At 42.8% G+C, this 20,003-nt stretch carries 9 protein-coding genes and 1 riboswitch; of the genes, 5 read left to right on the forward strand and 4 right to left on the reverse strand.

Going from position 1 to position 20,003, the window contains the following annotated elements:
- Window positions 1-32: 32 nt before the first annotated feature.
- Window positions 33-2,114 (forward strand): polyribonucleotide nucleotidyltransferase, encoded by a 2,082-nt coding sequence (gene pnp, locus IPL34_RS08855; RefSeq protein ID WP_296840804.1) that lies wholly within the window; start codon window positions 33-35, stop codon window positions 2,112-2,114.
- Between the two features lie 125 nt (window positions 2,115-2,239).
- Here the strand turns inward: pnp and IPL34_RS08860 are convergent, their stop codons facing one another.
- The 4 genes from IPL34_RS08860 to IPL34_RS08875 all read right to left on the reverse strand — a co-directional run bounded on the left by IPL34_RS08860 (window position 2,240) and on the right by IPL34_RS08875 (window position 7,782).
- Entirely contained in the window at window positions 2,240-2,917 is a 678-nt protein-coding gene (locus IPL34_RS08860) for a hypothetical protein (RefSeq protein WP_296840808.1), read from the reverse strand.
- A 161-nt stretch (window positions 2,918-3,078) separates the two neighbouring features.
- A complete protein-coding gene (locus IPL34_RS08865; protein WP_296840811.1) occupies window positions 3,079-3,597 on the reverse strand; it encodes a hypothetical protein in 519 nt (172 codons plus the stop codon).
- A 736-nt stretch (window positions 3,598-4,333) separates the two neighbouring features.
- A complete protein-coding gene (locus IPL34_RS08870; RefSeq protein ID WP_296840813.1) occupies window positions 4,334-5,764 on the reverse strand; it encodes a glycosyltransferase in 1,431 nt (476 codons plus the stop codon).
- 344 nt (window positions 5,765-6,108) lie between these two features.
- Complete coding sequence (locus tag IPL34_RS08875; protein ID WP_296840817.1) at window positions 6,109-7,782, reverse strand: glycoside hydrolase family 26 protein; 1,674 nt, start codon at window positions 7,780-7,782, stop codon at window positions 6,109-6,111.
- 372 nt (window positions 7,783-8,154) lie between these two features.
- A riboswitch (cobalamin riboswitch) is annotated at window positions 8,155-8,375 on the forward strand.
- A gap of 60 nt (window positions 8,376-8,435) precedes the next feature.
- On the opposite strand from IPL34_RS08875, the gene IPL34_RS08880 reads away from it, so the two are divergent.
- The 4 genes from IPL34_RS08880 (at window position 8,436) to IPL34_RS08895 (ending at window position 19,898) form a co-directional block, all read left to right on the forward strand.
- Window positions 8,436-10,301 (forward strand): TonB-dependent receptor, encoded by a 1,866-nt coding sequence (locus IPL34_RS08880; protein WP_296840820.1) that lies wholly within the window; start codon window positions 8,436-8,438, stop codon window positions 10,299-10,301.
- A 22-nt stretch (window positions 10,302-10,323) separates the two neighbouring features.
- Window positions 10,324-10,932, forward strand: a complete 609-nt coding sequence (gene cobO, locus IPL34_RS08885; protein WP_296840823.1) for a cob(I)yrinic acid a,c-diamide adenosyltransferase — start codon at window positions 10,324-10,326, stop codon at window positions 10,930-10,932.
- A 316-nt stretch (window positions 10,933-11,248) separates the two neighbouring features.
- Window positions 11,249-13,906, forward strand: coding sequence for a right-handed parallel beta-helix repeat-containing protein (locus IPL34_RS08890; protein ID WP_296840826.1), 2,658 nt, complete (start codon window positions 11,249-11,251; stop codon window positions 13,904-13,906).
- On the forward strand, window positions 13,869-19,898 hold the full coding sequence (locus IPL34_RS08895; RefSeq protein ID WP_296840828.1) for a GEVED domain-containing protein: 6,030 nt from the start codon (window positions 13,869-13,871) through the stop codon (window positions 19,896-19,898). The genes IPL34_RS08890 and IPL34_RS08895 overlap by 38 nt, the downstream gene beginning before the upstream one ends.
- The last annotated feature ends 105 nt before the right edge of the window (window positions 19,899-20,003 follow it).

The following is a 20,003-nucleotide window of genomic DNA, read 5'->3' on the forward strand; positions in this document are numbered from 1 at the left end:
GTCTTTTTCAACCTTAGGAAATTAAAATACAGATGGCAAAAATTACTAAAACATTTCAATACGGCGCTAACAAAGTCACCTTAGAAACCGGTGAAATTGCTCGCCAAGCCACTAGCACTATTATGGTTAATATGGATGACACCATTGTAATGGTCGCCGTCGTTGCCAAAAAAGACGCTGAACCCGGTCGCGACTTCTTCCCCTTAACCGTTAATTATCAAGAAAAATTCTACGCCACCGGTCGCATTCCGGGCGGATTTTTCAAGCGTGAAGCCCGTCCAACCGAAGAAGAAACCTTAGTCGCACGTTTAATCGACCGCCCACTGCGTCCTCTATTCCCAGAAGGGTTTGTGAATGAAGTGCAAGTGGTAGCAACGGTCATATCTTTAAACCCTGAGGCTAGTGCAGACATTGCAGCTATGATTGGTGCTTCTGCTGCCTTAAAAGTAGCGGGTGTTCCTTTCCAAGGCCCAATTGGTGCAGCACGCGTAGGCTATATCAATGGTCAATACGTACTGAATCCGACCCCCAAACAATTAGAAACCTCTGATTTAGATTTAGTAGTCGCAGGTACTCAAGACGCCGTATTAATGGTGGAGTCTGAGGCTAAATTGCTCTCTGAAGAAGTGATGTTGGGTGCGGTGATTTACGGTCACGACCAAATGCAAACCGTGATTCAAGCCATTAATGAAATGGCGGCAGAAGTGGGTAATCCTGCTTGGGATTGGGTCGCACCCACGCCTAACGAGGAACTGATTCGTCGCCTTGCTGAAACTTGTGAGATCGATTTAGTCGCAGCCTTTCAAGTAGCCGATAAACAAGAGCGCCATAATCGTGTTGAAGAGGCTTATGCTAAAGCAGTAGCCGCTCTCGTAACTCCAGAAGGTAGCACTATCTCTGAAGAAGCCTTACGTGTGGAGTTTAAAAATCTCGAAAAGAAAGTGGTGCGCGGTAGTATTCTTTCTGGTAATCCACGTATCGATGGACGTGATCTAGTCACAGTACGTCCTATTACAGTACGCATTGGGGTATTGCCTCGTGCGCATGGTTCAGCACTCTTTACTCGTGGTGAAACCCAAGCTTTAGTAGTCACTACTTTAGGTACTGAAAAAGATTCACAAATTATTGATGCGATTACCGGTGAATACCGTGATCCTTTCATGTTCCATTATAACTTCCCTCCGTATAGCGTCGGTGAAACCGGACAAATTGGCTCACCTAAGCGCCGTGAAATCGGTCATGGTCGTTTAGCTAAGCGCGGTGTAAAAGCCACTATTCCCGTGATGCAAGATTTCCCTTATGTGATTCGTTGCGTATCTGAAATCACTGAATCCAATGGTTCTAGCTCAATGGCGAGCGTGTGCGGTAGTTCTCTAGCCCTGATGGATGCAGGCGTGCCTGTGTCTCAACCCGTTGCCGGTATTGCAATGGGTTTGATTAAAGAGGGTGATGATTACGCGGTTCTGAGCGACATCTTAGGTGATGAAGATCATTTAGGTGATATGGACTTTAAAGTGGCGGGTTCACGTAATGGTATTACTGCGCTACAAATGGACATTAAAATCCAAGGTATTACCCGCGAAATCATGGCGAAAGCGCTTGAACAAGCTAAAGGTGGGCGTTTATTCATCCTCGGTGAAATGGAAAAAGTGATTTCCGCACCGCGTGATGAATTGTCTGAATACGCACCGCGCTATGTCACCATGAAAATCAATCCAGAAAAAATCCGTGAAGTCATTGGTAAAGGGGGCGAGACTATTCGTTCCATTACTGAAGAAACTGGAACCACGATTGATATTAGTGATGATGGCTTTATTAAGATTGCAGCAGTCGATGCTAAAGCCGCCTATGAAGCCCGTAGCCGTATTGAAGCGATTACGGCTGAGGTAGAGCTGAATAAAGTTTATAACGGTAAAGTAGCGCGGATTATGGATTTTGGTGCGTTTGTTACCATTCTTCCGGGCAAAGACGGTCTATTACATATTTCTCAAATCAGCCAAGAGCGTGTTAATAATGTGACTGACTTTGTGAATGTTGGTGATATTGTAAAAGTAAAAGTGATTGAGATCGACAAACAAGGTCGTATGCGCTTAAGCATGAAAGATACAGCTTAATTAGCTGTTTAGCTCAGCGGATGTGTTAGCAGAAAGGCCCATTAGGGTCTTTTTGTTTTTACCCGAACATAAAACTTCCTCACTGAAACTATGAAATCTAGTACCGCATGGATATTCAATAGCTCTTACCAATTATAACTAAAAGAAGAGCTGACGGTCTTATTCGTATTGCTGCCTTGGTACGTGTTAATGGTGGTATCAAATGACCAGTACGGATCGGCGTCATTACTGACCTTTTGTGTTATCGAGTAGCCAAAACTATAGTACTGGGTATCGTTACTAAATAGAGTGTTTGCATCGAGCTGGTTAGTTTGATTTTGTCTATTCGTGCTCACAGTGGCTCGCAAGCTTTGTCTAATGCTACGCTCCTTTTTAATATGAAAAGGAATGGTTTTTAAAAGTTGCCCTTGAGTATTAAATATTTTAATGTTGCCCGTGACCGGTTTAAGTACATTAAATCTTAAACCTACCTCCTCCCCCGGAGTGTCGAATCTAATCTCCTCATTTTTATTTCTACCAGCCAAAAAAACATCATTTTGATGATCCCAATCGATTCTTATTTTTGAACGCTTACGCGCACTTAAGGGAATGAAAAAGTTACCCGTGATACCATCATAGCGAATGTAATTAGTAATGCTATGAGGGGCTATAATCTCATTTAGTATTTCATAGGGTTGCCCTTCCTGTGATTTAATTTTAATATCTAAATTACTATCCAAAATTTTAATGTCTATAGCATACAAGGATGCTGAGTAGCCACTAACAAGTAATAATAGGATAGGTAATAGTTTTTTAATACGCATGATAAGCCCTATATGGAGTTTTTTACTATTATTTATTGCCACTACAAGACTAAACTGGCTGGTTATTTTTTATTAGGGTTATATTGTGACTAGCCACCTTATTAAAAAAATAGAGTGGCTAGCGTTGCTAACCCAGAAAAAATTTAAGCGGTTTTAGTAGCTTAAACTCCTTTTTTGGATCTTAGCTGTAAATCAAATGAGTGTACATACGAAAAAGCTTCGGCGAGCTTTTGAGGCTCAACGACTAAATACTCTAATCCCAGAGTAAGTGTACCGCTAGAACTATTACCTAGAGCAACAAAACCAGTGCTGCTTAAATCCTTTGTTAGCACCTGACCATTATAATTAGTGACCGATAAGGATTTAAATTTAATAGGACCAATACTGGTGTCAATACGATTGGCTAGGCCTATTTCCATCAAACCATACGCACAAGACGCATCAATTTGTGAGGAAAAATCATATTTAAAAGTGATTTTACGAGTAATAGCATCTCCTGCCACTAAATTGCCGTGATACTCGTTTACTACACCTTGATCCAGTGAGGCTGTAACTGTAATAGTTTGACCATCTTTTGCTAAGGCACAACCATTACCGCTAGCACCTGAGGCAGCGAAGGCTGAGTTCATACTAAAAAGGCTGGCTAATAGTAGAGTAGAGGCGAGAGCTTTAGTTTTCATATTATTATTTTCCAATTATTAATTAAGATGATTGGGTATAGGATTTATTATTAAGCTATTTTATGGTTATAATTGAAGGAGACCTCTCTTTTTTTAAAATGACACTAAGGGCTTGGGTAAAAATAACAGAGGGGAGCTGGCACTAATATTTTTAATAGATCCTTACAGGTTTTGAGGTTTTTTCTTAACTGTCAAGACAGCTCATAAATAACGCAATTATTCTTAGATGTACCTGCTGTGCTTTAAGATAGAATTTATGAATTATCAGTCTAATTTGTAGGGTTTTATTCATAATATCTATTATTAATATTAGTAATTTAAATGAGTCAATAGGTTCAAGCTGGTTGATAAACGGTTTGCATCAGGGCAATCGCTTGAACCTTTACCAGTAAAAGGTGCATAGAAACTTTAACTAAGCATTATCTTTTTTATATTATTTCTTAGTAGTTGAATCTTAACTTGTTGATAAGAGTCTGCGTGATATAAAAGGTTTAGTAAAATAGTATGATTTAGCTCACTTAAAGGTTGGGTTAACAAATAACCATAAAAACATAAAGCGAATAACTAAGGTGACTGGGTGAGCTGTTTTAGAGATTTATAGTACTACTACCTTTTCTATACGAGGTGGGTAGCGATATAAGTTATTGAGGTTCAAATAAAACGATAAACGGCTATGGTTTGTTTAAAAAATCATAGCCGTTTGTACGGAAGGGTTTGCTCAGTAAGCTATTTCAAGCTACAGTTCAGTTTCTTCTAGTTGATGTGAAGCATGATTTTGAACAGTAGCAGGTGGGTTATTAATCGGAGCAGGAGAGGCAGTAGTAGTAATTAAAATAGGCTTAATTGGTTCAATAGCTGATTTAACAGAAAGAATTCTTACGAAATCATCTTTCTTTCCAGTATCAGCCCCTTGACGTGAACCCCAAATACCTACTTTATGTTGAGTCATTAAAGCCCAAACTCGAATAAATTGAGCATAAGTGACTACTAATACAAAAGCAGGTAATACGCTCCAGTCACGTTTATATTTATGTAAATGGGGATACTGACGTATAGCCATAGTTAACATCATGCCTAATAATGCTACGGTTAAAGCTTGCATAATAGGCCTATGAGTTTCACCCCATAACATTTGATAAGGCCAGTAAAGAGCTACGATACCAACAGTAAATAGTGAAACTAGAATATCGGTCCAGTACACAAAAAAGGCAAAAGGATAATGATGTAACCAAGGCGAACGTAAAGTATAACCTTGGCTGGTTCTACCCCAGCGCACCCACATTTTAAAGGTTTGTTTAAAAGTAGCGGGAGCTAAAGTAGTAATAACAGCTTCTGGTACTAATACGGTTTTATAGCCTGCTTCTAGAATAAAGTTAGTAATGACGCGATCATCGCCTGCAATACAACTGCGGCGCATAAAACCAAAATAGCTAAACGAGTCATTGACTAATTCATCCATACGATGTTCGACTAATGAGGTTTTGACGGCATACATTCTGCCGGGTAAGCAGGCTACTTGACCAAATAAACTAGCGGCTGCCATAGAAGAATTAAGACGCGCGTCTTCAAGCCAAAAACTAATACGCTCGCTTAACGTTTTTGGATTGTGCACCAGTTGTGCAGTAGTTGCACCACCAATTCTGGGATCAGAAAAAGGAGCCAGTAAGTTTAATACTACCTGATCATCTTTAGGAATCGTATCAGAATCCAAAAAGATCGTAATATCGTAAAGTACTCCGCGTTTGCGTGCTTCTTTTAATAAAGCACGTAAGTTTTTACGCTTATTACGTGCATCAGTGCCTAGTACAACATCGGCATAACGTTGAGTAATTTTATATTGCTCTGAATCAAAGTCGTCATTTTGCCAGCCATCAATAATGGCAATAATGGCGAATTTTTTACAGCCGATTTCAAGAGCACGGCGTACTTTAGCAATACATTGTTCGAGTATAATGGGGTCTTCTTTATAGATGGTTAGTACAACGGTGGCATCTTTTTTAGTTAGAGGATAGTTTTGAATCAGTTTTCTATTTTTTAGCTGATAAAACACACCTGCTAAAATCATACGTGGCAACATAGCTATCCAGACGAAGATGACATAAAACTGGAATAAGAACCATTGATCAGTATGCCAAGTAATATTAGAGAGATAGATAAATTCAAGCATAGTGGTGATTTTTATAATTATTAACTAATGGGGTTATAAATTCCTATTTATTATAGTTTTGCTGCTCTTTAGCTCATCATGGAGAGTTCATGGGTTTTTTAGGCAAAAAGCTTACCTAGCTGCTGTTAGCAGCACTTTTCAAAGCGCCATGTTGCTAAAGAGTTGGCAATAAAGCAGTAAATAATGGAATTTACGTTTTTTAGGGTAGTAGCTAACCAACCTTGATTTCTAAGGGTTGACACTCATTAAAAATGATGGAGGTTAAGTTATAGATTTACTTTGTTATTATCATATCTACATGCCTTATAGCTTTTTTTATTTAATTGGTTTTTAATTTTTGCAGTTTATTCTGACCAGTTGCCACCGAAGCTGCTTTCAACGCCGATAAATACTTGGTTTTCAGCGCTACGGCCAACTAGCGTATTACGATCATAAATATCAGGTGTTTTACCTAAATATTCCACCCGACCTACTCCGGTAAATACACAGGTTTTACCCCATTGCTCAGCGCTTTCTTGGCAAAAACGCACATCGGCTTTAGCACTCACTTGATTATTCCACCATTGATTATTATTAGATGAAACAACTCCACCGACCGTAAACTGTGGGCCAAAGGTTCTACCATCCCCTAAATCCCAAATGACTCCCTGATTTGCATTGGCACGAATGCGCGAACCTACAAAACCAAAGGCTTCATTAGTGACGGTATTAAGGGCAGGATTTTCGGTTTCCACCATAAAATGTTCAGCACGCATATACACCGACCAAGGTAATGAGGGTTGTCCGCATACTGGCTCGCGCACCACTTTTTTAGCCTTTTTCATTTTTCTAGGGGGAGGGCAGGTACTGGCATTTGTGGTCTTGATGGTTTTAACTCGATTAATAGTTGCAGGGCTATCGCCCTCAACATCAACTACCATTAATTCATCAACGGTTTGATCACCCTCAACAAGTTCAATAGTTTTATTAGTATTGACATTACGTGTTTGCGTAATTTTTTTTGAGCTACTTTGCTCTTGATTAGCTACTACATCAGTATTAATAGTAGAATTTTGGTATTGTTCTGTATTAGTACGGCTTTCATGATTTTTAGCCAAACCATCAGCTCTAAAAGCTTCTATGAGTTGTCTAAATCCGGGTTTTTCTTTCTCATATAATTGCCAATTAATTTGTTTAGTATTAGAGGCTAATCCGGGGGCTATAGATTCAAAAAAGAAGGTCACATGCTCTACGCGTGTAAATTCATTACGAATAGAGTCCAACATGTCTTTATACCACTCGACTCGATCGACGCCGCATTTATCCGTAGTGGCTGTTTCAGCAACGCCAATAGGCTTAGTCGTAATGGTGGTGAGTTTCTCATAAGCAGGTCTAAACTCTTCTGCAAATGATTTAGCTTTAGTATGACTAGGTGAAGTACCACAACGGTTATAACTGGAGATGGTCACTTGATCTACATAATCATCACCTGCATAAAGCTCTGCAAAATCTTCTGTTTTACCATTGGCGCTCTTGCGATTATAGTTTTGGTCAAAACGTACTAAATCTCCGGCTTGTTCACGAATTAAACTAACAATGTGACGAAAAGCAGGTGCATAGTCTTCAGGTTTATTAGGTTTTTTATAGGCATGCCACGCATACCAATCACCATTACCCTCATAAAGCGGACGAATAATAATCGGTCGACCATCTTGTTTAATGAGCTGACCCAATTTAGTTAAGTCATCATCGTACTGTCCGTTTAAAATGGCTTCTAATAAACTACCCTCTACTTTAGGGATTTTGAGAATCAATAAAATATTATAGTCACCATTGAAGCGATTGTAGGGATGAGTGGCAAAAGAACCCAAAGTCCAATAGACAGCAGCATGATCCATGCCTCCTAATTCTGCGGACTGTTTTTCATAATGAGCAACACCTTGTGCAGCGGACAACCCCAGACTGACTTCTCTCGCGTCAACGGTGTAGGTAGCCAATAACAGAGTCAATACCCACGGGATTAAGTTTAATAGTTTCACCTCAGTTAGCTCCATTGGTACAGTATTAGCCTAGGCTAGTGATGATTTTTTATTATGTTCATTAGTTTTAGAGGTTTAGTGGCTATATTATAAGTGTTTTACCTTGATTACATAAGAAAATAAGATAAAAGGGTTTTGTTTTTTAAATAATCCACATGCTTTATATTTCAATCTTTATATCGATTATGAGTAATATTGTATTTTTTTATTTATAATCGATCTTTTTTAATAAATTAAAAAGCTTCTTGCTATATTTGATGATCGATATTAGTTGGTCTTAGATTGAGTTTTTATTTTTCATTTTTAATATTAAATTTTAATAAAATAAATCGGATTAGTGTTTTTTAGATTGACACTCTAATTTTAATCACGTAAGTTCCTACCCTCTTAGGTGCGTTCATATGAAGTTCAGTTCAAATGAGACGATAAACGGGAAGTCGGTGTGTATTTTAAGTCCGACGCTGCCCCCGCAACGGTAGGTGAGGCAACTATTGCACCAAGTCACTGTGAGTTTTCATGGGAAGACGCAATAGGGGAGCTAGTCAATGCTCCACTCACAAGCCCGGATACCGGCCTAAGTATTCATTGAGTCTTTATAGGCTTGCTTATTTTACCTTGTTACTGCGCGGTGGGCGCGGTAGTTGGATTATCTTATGAAAACCCCTTTAATAGCCGCAACCAGCGGTGTTGTTGTTTTATTATCAAGTGCCTTACCTAGTTTTGCCGCCGATCAACCCTTAGAAATCGTGATTACCGCAGGGCGCAAAGCACAAACTCTGAAAGAAACTCTAGCCCCTGTCACCGTGATTACCCGTGAAGATATTAAGCGTTGGCAAGCTACCGATGTGGCGGATGTATTGCGTCGTGTACCGAGCTTAAATGTTATTAATCAAGGGGGAACAGGTAAACTCACTAATATTAGTTTACGCGGGACTAATGCCAATCAAGTCTTAGTATTAGTGGATGGGGCTAAGGTAGGTTCAGCCACAGCGGGTTTGACGGCGTTTGAATTTTTGCCTTTAGATCAGATTGAGCGTATTGAGGTGGTACGTGGAGCGCGTTCTAGCCTGTATGGTTCAGAAGCGATTGGCGGTGTTATTCAGATTTTTACCCGTCGTGATACGGCTAGAGGTTTTAAACCGAGTGCCAGTGTGAGCTTAGGTACGGAAAAGACACAAGCAGCCCAGATTAATTTAGCGGGTGGTAATGGACGTAGTTGGTTTAATGCGAATGTCGGTTATGACAAAACTCAGGGCATTAATGTTCAGGATTCTTATTTAGACTGGAATACTTGGCCTGCGACTACGGTTTACGAATTAGATAAAGATGGTTTTGAGAGTCGTCATTTATCTGTACGCGGCGGGCAGCGGTTTAATAATGGGGCTAATGTTGAGTTGAGCGCTTTGCATGCTCAAGGTGACAATGAGTTTGATGGAGTCGATAGCAATCGCGAAGAGTTTGTACAGCGCATTATCAGTGCTAAAGGTTCCACACCCCTAAGTGGGAATACTCAATTAGCCCTGCAACTGAGTCAAACTCGTGATGAGCGTGATAGCTTTAAAGATGCGGTGTTTAATAATCGCTTTAATACTCAGCGCACGAATGCCACGCTGCAACTGAATACGAAATTATCTGATAAGGATCAACTGACTCTAGGGTTGGATGAGCAGCAGGATAAAGTCGCAAGCTCCACTGCTTTCACGGTGACTAAGCGCAATAATCGCGGCTATTTCGCTAACTATCAAAAAACTATTGGCACGACTCAGCTCGATACAGCGCTGCGCTATGATGATAATGAGCAGTTTGGTGCATCTAGAACAGGTAGTATTAGTTTAGGTAAAGCATTAACGCCTCAAACACGCATGACGGCATCTTATAGCACTGCCTTTAAAGCCCCGACTTTCAATGATCTGTATTTTCCTAGCAGCCCAGGGTATGTTGGGAATCCAGATTTAAATCCTGAAAAAGCACGTAATTGGGAGTTAGGGTTACAAGTTAATCTGGCGCAAGGCACTTGGTATACACAGCTATTCCAAAATAATATTAAGGATTTAATTAGCTATGAGTTTGATACAGGTCTTGGCTTAGGGACGATGAAGAATGTGGATAAAGCTAAGATTACGGGCTTAGAGCTAGGTTTTAATCAATCGGTGGGAGCTTGGCAAACTAATATCAATGCCACTTACCAACAACCTAAAAGCACCTCTGGTAGCACCGATGGTAAATGGTTAGCACGTCGCCCACAAGCACAAGCCAAACTCGATCTAGATCGTCAACTAGGGCGCGGTTCGGTTGGTGCTAGTGTGCAGGCCTTTGGGAAGCGTTATGAGGACGCAGCGAATACTCAACCGTTAGGCGGCTACACCACGGTAGATTTGCGAGCGCAATACCCGCTGGCTAAACATTTAACCTTAGGCGTGAAAGTCGGTAATGTATTGGATAAGCAATATCAAACCGCTAAAGGCTATAACCAATTAGGGCGTAATGGTTTAGTGACCTTAAGCTATTCCCCTGAATAATCATCGAGCTAGGAGAGTGATCATGACCGAAGAAGAACTCAAAAACCAACGCCATAAGGCGCGTATGGCAAAGAAAAAAGCCTTGATCGATGCCAGCATTGCCAGTGCCACTAAGCAAAAAGGCTTATTAATCGTGCTCACTGGCAATGGTAAAGGTAAGTCGAGTTCAGCATTCGGCATGGTCGCTCGTGCCCTAGGTCATGGGATGAAAGTAGGGGTCGCGCAATTTATTAAAGCGCGTACCGATACCGGAGAAGAAGCATTTTTCAGTAAACAACCCAAGGTTGAGTGGCATGTCCTAGGCGATGGTTTTACATGGGATACTCAAGATCGAGCCAAGGATATTGAAACGTCTAAACGCGGTTGGGAAGTCGCCACCCGTATGTTGAATGATCCTAGTTTTAATGTCGTAGTGCTTGATGAGTTGACCTATTTGCTCAGTTATCACTACCTCGATAGTGATCTAGTGCTCGATGCCTTAATAAATCGGCCGCCTATGCAGCATGTGATTGTGACCGGACGTGCGGCGACAGAAGCTTTATGTGCCTTAGCGGATACAGTGTCTGAAATTCAAGATATTAAACATGCCTATCGGGATGGAGTGCAGGCACAATTAGGCATTGATTTATAAGGCATAATTTAAATCAGCAGAGCACTGGCTCTTTTATATAAACAACATTTATTGAAATTTAATAATTCCTATGAGATGATCACTCACGGGCTATTATTGAGTTATATTACAGTATGACTTTAATAATTTCATAAACGTTGATAGGGCGAATTACTCTACTTAATTCACTAGGTTGCCGATAGAACCTGTTTTTTTATTCACATAAAACATCACTATAGCGACTTAGTGGAAAACAGATGCTTGCTCACTGATTGAAAATAAATCTAAAAATTTAGATAAAAGCTAATTATAACAAATACTTACTAGAGAGCTTTTTATGCCTAGAATAAGCTATCTTCTCTATGTGCTTAGAGAAAAAATACATTATCTTTTTCTTCCACTATTTCTCTTCCTATTCCTATTCCTATTAGTCAATCCAGCCTTTGCAGCCACAGTTATCATTAACAATGATGGTGGTGCTTGTCCTTTTTCAGGCACTAACGGCGGAAGCAAGATTTTCCTCGGTGACACTTCGCAGGTGCAATTACAACGCTGTAATGCAGCGGGCACTACGGGCAATGTAGGGCAATATTTTAATTCTAATGCTACTCCTACACACTCAGATGTTTATAATTCAGTCTTCTTAAGGATAGGCTCGACAGTTTATGGGGCTTATAACTTTCCTAATTGGGCTAATGCTATTCCCTTTACCAGTGTGAGTAATACGGGGGGGTCTAGTTTAGGTGATGGTACGGTAACGACGGTTTATCAAGCTGTAGAGGGTGGTTTGACTTATACCATTACTCAAACCGTAACCTATTACTATCCCAATGATTTTTATACCGTTAAATTAGATGTCAATGTACCAGCGGGCAATACTCAATTTGTACGCTTGTACAGTTGGACGGACATTATGCTAGACGGGGATGATCGGGGCACTTGTGCGCGTTACACCACTTTCCCTGAGTATATTATTGCTGATAATACCGCTCAAACTGTATATGCAGGTTATCGTCAGCGTTCTATTGCTAATCATTGGGATCGCTATTTCTGCGGGCCTTTTGCCTATCCGGTTCATGGCAGCAGTACTATGATCACCACTACCGGTACTGGAAATTTAGATAATACTATTGAGCCTACCAATGTGGATGTCGGTGCAGCGGTACAGTGGGATATTGGTACGGTTGCTAATACCACCTTTACAGCAGACTATGATTTTGTCTTTTCCCTAAAAGAACCTACTTTAACCAAGCGCTATGGCCCTAATGATGAGCACCCTGATCATAATATGAGCGTGGGTGATACCGTGCCGATGATCTTTACTATTACTAATCGTCCGGGTACTCCCGCTCAGGGTTCCATGAATTTCACCGAGACATTGCCCCTAGGTGTTACTGTGGTAGGTACACCCAACGCAGCACAATGCGGGGGTACTGTCACCAAAGGTAGTAGCGGTGGTCGAGATACGATTACCCTAACAGGGGGAATGATGGTAGGAGGAGCTACTAGCTGTGATATTACCTTTAATGTCACGGCTAGTGCAGTAGGCGCTTATGATGATCCTGCTATTAATGTGACGGCTATTAATAATCTGAAAAACTTAGCAGACGCTACTTTAACAGTAACGGGCGCTGCCTTAAGTTTAGAAGGTACAGTATTTGAAGATATAAACTACGGCGGGGGAGCTGGACGTAGTTTAGCCGCTGCGAGTGGTGCAGGTATCAACGGTGCAAGCGTTGAACTATACAATAGCATTGGTGCATTAGTCTCCTCTACGACTACCACAAACACGGGGTCTTATAGTTTTAATTCCGTAGCCGCTGGTGACTACTACGTGCGGGTGGTTAATCCTAGCGTGCAATCAACCCGTAGTGGCGGAGGTAGTACAGAGCTTGGGGTGCAAACCTTCCGTACTGATGGGGCAACCGCTATCACTAATGAAGTAGGCGGGCGTAATCCAGCAGTAGCCGATAGTGCCGTCAATAGTGGCTCAGAAACACTCAATACCAGCACGTTTATCCTATCAGGGGGCGGGCAAGCTCAATCGGTACAACCTGTGACTGTCGGTGCAAGTGCAGTTAGTGGTGTGGATTTTGGCTTTAATTTCAGCACGGTTGTGAATACCAATAATGCCGGACAAGGTTCACTACGACAGTTCATTCTCAATAGTAATCTATTAGCCAATACCGGATTAGATCAAGTTGATAATCCTAGTGATGGTGCTCCAGACCCCGCAGCGGGTGTAGAAACCTCTATCTTTATGATTCCTAATGTGGGACCTCATACGATTAATCTGACTAGCGCCTTGCCTACTATAACAGGAGCGGCTACGGCTATCGATGCGAGTACTCAAGCAGGCAGTAGTTGTAGTGCTAGTAATCGTACTTTAATGGTAACACTTAATGGTGGGGGCGCTGGTGTGGCAGTCAATGGTTTAGCTATTGATGCTGCTAATGTCAAAGTACGAGGTATTGCTATTGGGCAATTTAGTGAGTCCGGTATTAATGGCTCAGCGAATGCCGATGGTTTACAGGTGACTTGTAGCCATTTAGGTTTAGCGGCAGATGGTACAACTTTATTAGGCAATACCTTACACGGCTTACATGCTAGAAGTGGTCTAAGCAATTTAATGGTAGGGGGTAATTCAGCCGATCAGCGCAATATTCTTTCGGGCAATAGCCGCAATGGTATTTTCTTAGAGGGCGCATCCTTAGCCACGATTGAGCATAACTATATTGGTACGAGTGCCGATGGTTTGTTACCTCGCTCTAATAATCGTGAAGGTGCAAGCTATGCAGGGATTGCCACTTCAACTGCCGCCACCTCGGATATTACGATTCGTAACAACCTTATTTCGGGGGGAGACATTATTACCGGAGCAGGACCAGTCTTTAATGTCACCAGCGGGATTCGCTTAGAAAACTTAAGTAAAAATATCACTATCACCGGCAATTTAATTGGTACAAACCACCAGTGGTACAGGTGCTTTGGCTAATACGGGTTATGGTATTTATATTCATAATTCTACCGATATTACCATTGGGGGGACGACAGTAGCTGAGCGTAATATTATTTCGGGTAATGGTAAGGACGGCATTAATACCCGCTTCGGTACTAAACGCCTCAATATTTATGGTAACTATATTGGGGTGGATAGTACGGGTGCGGTTGAATTGGGGAATACTGATAATGGTATTTTCCTCGCCGATACGCAAACAACGAATATCGGTAATGATGACCCTAGTGGACGTAATATTATTACGGGCAATAAAATCAGCGGTATTCGCAACAGTACCTCCACTAGCACGGTTATAGCAGGTAACTATGTAGGTCTAGATGCAGCGGGCACAGCCGCTTTGGGTAATACCTTGCACGGTATTTATGTGCAGAACTCCGCTACAGTGACTATTGGTGGGGCTACGGCGGGGGCACGCAATATTGTGTCAGGCAATAAAGTAATGGGTGTTTATGTTGTAGGGGCAACTTCTAATACTCGTATTGAGGGTAATACGATTGGTCTGCTAGCCGATGGTGATACCGCAGCCGGTAATACTCAAGCGGGAATTGAAACCTCACTGACTAATGGTGTGGTGATTCATAATAATATTATTTCTGCCAATAAAACGCGCGGTATTCATCCCATCAATAGCCCCAGTACTACTATTACTAATAATATTATAGGCTTAAATGCTGCGGGTACGGCTAAGCGAGCTAACTTAGAGCACGGTATTGATGTTGATACTGCTGCAAGTGATTTATTAGTCGAGAGCAATGTGCTATCGGGTAATAATAAAGCGGGTATTCGCATTTTCTCCGGTACAGCCACTAATAACCGCATTATTAATAATAAGATTGGGGTGGGTTCAGACGGCATTACCGCCTTGGGCAATTTAATCTCTGGGGTGTGGATTGATAGCACTACGGGGGTGCTAGTGGGCGGTACGGGTGCAAACGATGCCAATATAATCGCGCATAATACGGGTGATGCAGTGACCCTGAATGGTACGAATAATAAGGCTAATATCATTAGTCGCAATATTATGTTTGCCAATAGTAGCTTAGGCATTGATCTTGATGAAGATAATGTCACGCTCAATAATGGTAGCGCTCTTAGTACTGGCGCTAATGAAGGTCTAAACTTCCCGCAATTTAAGCAAGTGATTTTAGAGGGCGGTAATTTAACAGTGAATGGTTGTGCGCCCGCAGGAGCGACCATTGAGCTATTTGAGGCAGATGTATCGCCTACGTCTAGTGCTGGTGTGGCAACGGGTGCGAATCAAGCCGGACGTACTCAAGACTATGGTGAGGGTGAGCGTTACTTAGCGACCTTTGTCGAGGGGGTAGGGGAAGAAACACCGACGACAACTATTGACTGCAATACTTTAACCGATAGTGATGCGAATAATGCAACGGGTATGAGTGTGTTCCAATGGACGATACCTGCTCCTAGTAATGTGGTATTAGGCGATAAGTTAACCGCAACGGCGACGTTAGCGGCTTCTGGTACATCCGAGTTTTCCAGTATAGCTACTGTGAGCTTAGGCAATGCCGCACCTGAAATTACTAGCAATGGGGGCGGTGCTAGCGCAGCGCTTTCGGTGGCTGAGAATCAAACCGCTGCCACTACGGTAACAGCTACGGATGCTAATCCTAGTGATACTTTGACTTATTCGATTAGTGGTGGAGCTGATGCAGCACGCTTTAGTATTAATGCGAGTACGGGGGTATTAACGTTCAATACTGCGCCCGATTTTGAATTACCCACCGATGCAGATACTAATAATGTCTATGAGGTACAGGTAACGGTTGCCGATGGTAATGGGGGGACGGATGTACAAACTATCTCAATCACGGTGACTGATGTAGTAGAAACTGTTAACCCCGCTTTCCCTGATGGTGTTGGTCTGGCTGATAGTGTTTGTGGTGTACCAACCGCGACTAGCACTACGACAGATGCAGGGATTTATTGGTCGCATAATGCTAGTGGTGGCACATCCTTAGCGGCACAAATTGCGCGTACTGATCTCGTAGTAAGTGCTGATGATGAGGCTGCTATCGGTTTAGTCGCTCAAGCGCAATCAGGTTCTACGCAGGTTAATATGGCAACGATTCCTGCCCAATATGATCCCACAAAATACCTTCAATACACTTTCACAACCGCAGATCTGGCGGGCAAGGTGGCTGAGCTAACGGGTTTAAGTATGTCGGTTTATCACAAGGGTGATGCTGCCGATACGTTTGCCACAGGCGCTTATCATTTTGCGATTCAAGTGGATGATGATCCCGCCTTTGGCTCTCCTGCAACGTTGATCAGTGATGTTAGCCTTAATAATGGTGATACCTCTGAAGCCACTGTAGCAGCAGCTCCGGTAGATTTAGGTCAAGGGGTACAAACCATGCTGCGCTTTGATGCCAATGGTGCGACCGTGCCTTTAGTATCGAATACCGCTTACACGATTCGTGTGTTTATTTATGGCGTATCTGCGGCAGGTTCGGCGAGTACTCAACCCTATCCTACGGTTGCCTTGTGGGATGACATTATGTTTAAGCTGGTGAGCTGTGGTTATGATCGGGGGGATGCGCCCGCCGCTTATGGTGATCCTACTCATAAAATCTTAGGCGCTATAAAAATGGGTGCAGGTGATCCCGATCCAGAATTGGCGGCTCAGGCTGGTGCTAATGCTGATGGCGATGATACCAATGCCACGGATGATGAAAATGGAGTCACTTTACCCACTTTCATTCAAGGGACTAGCACTTCAATTCAGGTCACTGTTAGCGGTGCAGGCTATCTACAGGCGTGGATAGATTGGAATGGTAACAATACCTTTGATGCCAGTGAGCAAATAGCTACTGATCTGCAAGATAATGGAGTTGGTGACACCAACAGTAATGCTGGGACAATAACTTTCAATGTTACTGTACCTAGTGACGCAGTTTTGACCCCTACTTATGCGCGTTTCCGTTGGTCTAGCACCTCAGGTCTAAACAGCACCGCCGCAGCGAATGATGGTGAGGTGGAGGATTATGCACTGACCGTTGATACGGCCTTTGTTCCGACTTTACCAACAGCGGTCTGTACTATGAATGCTTATGGTTGGGTGGATACGCATATTCCAGTCTCAACTGGAGGTGGCGAACCTTCTCCACCCTACTATTTAACGACGGGTTCGTATGATTGGAATCAAGCGGGTAATCCAGTATGGCCGAACTCTAAAACACCGATTCAAACTTTAAGTGGTGCAGTAGCACTCGCTTTACCGGATTTATCTGCGACAGATAGCTTGAGTGCGAATAATGAAGGCTGGATGACGGTGACACGTTTAGAGGGAGCACCTAGTTCAGCAGGTACTATTAGGATGTACGATGCAGGAGCCGCCGAGCATAAGGTGTATTTGGTTAAAGATGCATTGGGTAATGTACTCACTCGCTACCCTGTTGCACCTAGCACCTCGGAGCGTAATTTAGGTGCAGTTACTTTGAGCTTCACTTATCCCACCGACGGTATTGCCTATGTCCATGTCTATGTAGCGGATTACTCAGGGTTTAGAGATGTACCTTATGTAACTGACTGTAACCAAGATCGTTCTGATGCTCCGCTGGTAGGGACGAGCTATGGTGAAGCGCTCCATAATATATTGAGCACTTTCTACTTAGGGACTCAGATTGATATTGATGCAAGTACTATTGCTAATACAGCAGCGGATGGAGAGGGTGCAGATGATGATGGTATTACCTTATCTAACTTTGCTCGTGGTCAAACGGTTTCGATTAGTGCCTCAGTAACAGGCATAAATGGCTATCTACAAGCATGGATGGACTGGAATGGTGATGGTGATTTTGCCGATGCGGGTGAACAAATCGTTACGGACATGCAGGATAATGGTGCTAGTGATACTAATGCCGCTACAGGACAAATGACCTTTACTGTTAGCGTGCCTAATGATGCTGTTGCTGCACCTACCTATGCACGCTTCCGTTGGTCCAATGTAGCGGGCTTAGATAGAATTACTTCCGCACTCAATGGCGAGGTGGAGGATTATCAGTTAGTGATTAATGCGACACCGGAGATTACCAGCAATGGGGGCGGGGCTACTGCGAGTGTGAGTGTTGCAGAGGGTTCAACTGCGGTTACGACGGTTACCGCTACCGATGCGAATATTACGGATACCTTGATCTACTCCATTAGTGGCGGGGCTGATGCGGCTAAATTGGCAATCGATGCGAATACGGGTGCATTGAGCTTTGTTACTGCGCCTAACTTTGCGACGCCTAGCGATGCGGATACCAATAATGTTTATGAGGTACAAGTAACGGTTTCGGATGGTCAAGCCACCGATGTACAAGACCTCAGTGTCACGGTGACTGATGTGGATGCTCAAGTATTAGAGTACACCGTGCGCCGTACACCGGATGGTCGTTATCATGTCTATATGCGCCCGACGCTTAATACGGTATTGGGGCCTAATCTAAGCCTAACGGGGCAAATTACTTTAACCGTACCAACAGGGATAGGTGCAAATCAGTTTGTAGTCAGTGACTTACAAAACTTAGTGCCTAGTGTAACGTGGTCGCAAACTTCACGTACTAATGCACCAGTAGAAAATACCGGCACGGATTATTTGTCCTTTACCTTTACACCCAATGGTAGTGATCAGTTTAACTGGCAGGCTGGGGTAGAGTTAGAAGTATTTAACTTTGCTAATCCTAATGCGTGTATGGGTATGGTTGATGTGATGGATGATACGGATGCCTTCAATGCCTTGCCTAACTCGGTGAATTCAGTGCCTAGCAATCAGTTCACCAATACGGGTTGGGGTACACCTACCGATAATAATTATCTTGGTAATTATGGTAGCCCCGTGGATTGTGTGAATAATGTTGCACCGCTTATCACCAGCAATGGTGGCGATGCAACGGCGAGTATTTCGGTTCCAGAAAATCAAACTGCCGTGACGACGGTCACTGCAACTGATGCGAATGCTACCGATATTCTCACTTACAGTATCACGGGTGGAGCCGATGCAGCACTCTTTAGTATTGATCCTAATACAGGCGTATTAAGCTTTGATACCGCTCCAAACTACGAAGCGCCCAGCGATAGCGGTACTAATAATAGTTACGATGTTCAAGTGAGTGTCAGCGATGGTAATAGTCATAGCGATGTGCAAGATATTGCTGTGACCGTAACCGATGTGCCTGAAGGAGTGACAATCCAAGTACGTGGTTTATTACAAGGTCCCTTTAATGCCAGTACTGGTTTAATGGAGGATACTCTACGTACTCTCAGTCTGATTCCGAGTAATCAGCCCTATACGATAGCTCCTTTTAACTACAGTGGAGCCGAAGTGTTGAATAATACCTTACTCGCTGTGAGCGGTAATGATGCGATTATCGATTGGGTATTAGTGGAGTTACGGGCTGCGGCAGATCCTCTCACTGTGGTAGCGCAAAAAGCGGCTTTATTGCAGCGTGATGGTGATGTGGTTATGGCGGACACGGGAGCATTAAATATTGATTTCTTAGGTGTCAATGATGGTTCTTACTATGTTGCATTGCGCCATCGTAATCACTTAGGCGTCATGAGTGCTAGCGCCCTAGCTTTAAGCCCTGTTCCGACGGTGGTCGATTTCACTCTACCGGCGACGGCGGTTTATGGTACTCATGCTCGAATTAGTGCCGGAAGTCTAGCCTTAATGTGGACGGCTGATGCTAATAAGTCTAATCAAGTGATTGCTAATGGGCCTAATAACGATACGAGCGATATTTTAGGATCAGTGTTGATGGAGGGGGGCAACACCTTACTCAACAGTAACTACAAACTCCTAGGTTATCGTGTGACTGACTTAGACCTCAATGGTATTACCGTGTTTGCAGGACCAAATAATGACACTAACCTGTTATTAGGTAATGTGTTATTACATCCTGCGAATAGTACCTTCTCAGCCAACTTTGTGATTCATGGAGGTATCCCTAGCGCACAATAACTCTATGAATTAGCCACTTAAAGTGTGCAAGCCACCTGTTAATCGCAGGTGGCTTTTTTTATGGTGTGTTTGCCGCTCGCAAACCGAGATAGCATCCAAATATCA

Source organism: Thiofilum sp. (assembly GCF_016711335.1).
Taxonomy (GTDB): Bacteria; Pseudomonadota; Gammaproteobacteria; order Thiotrichales; family Thiotrichaceae; genus Thiofilum.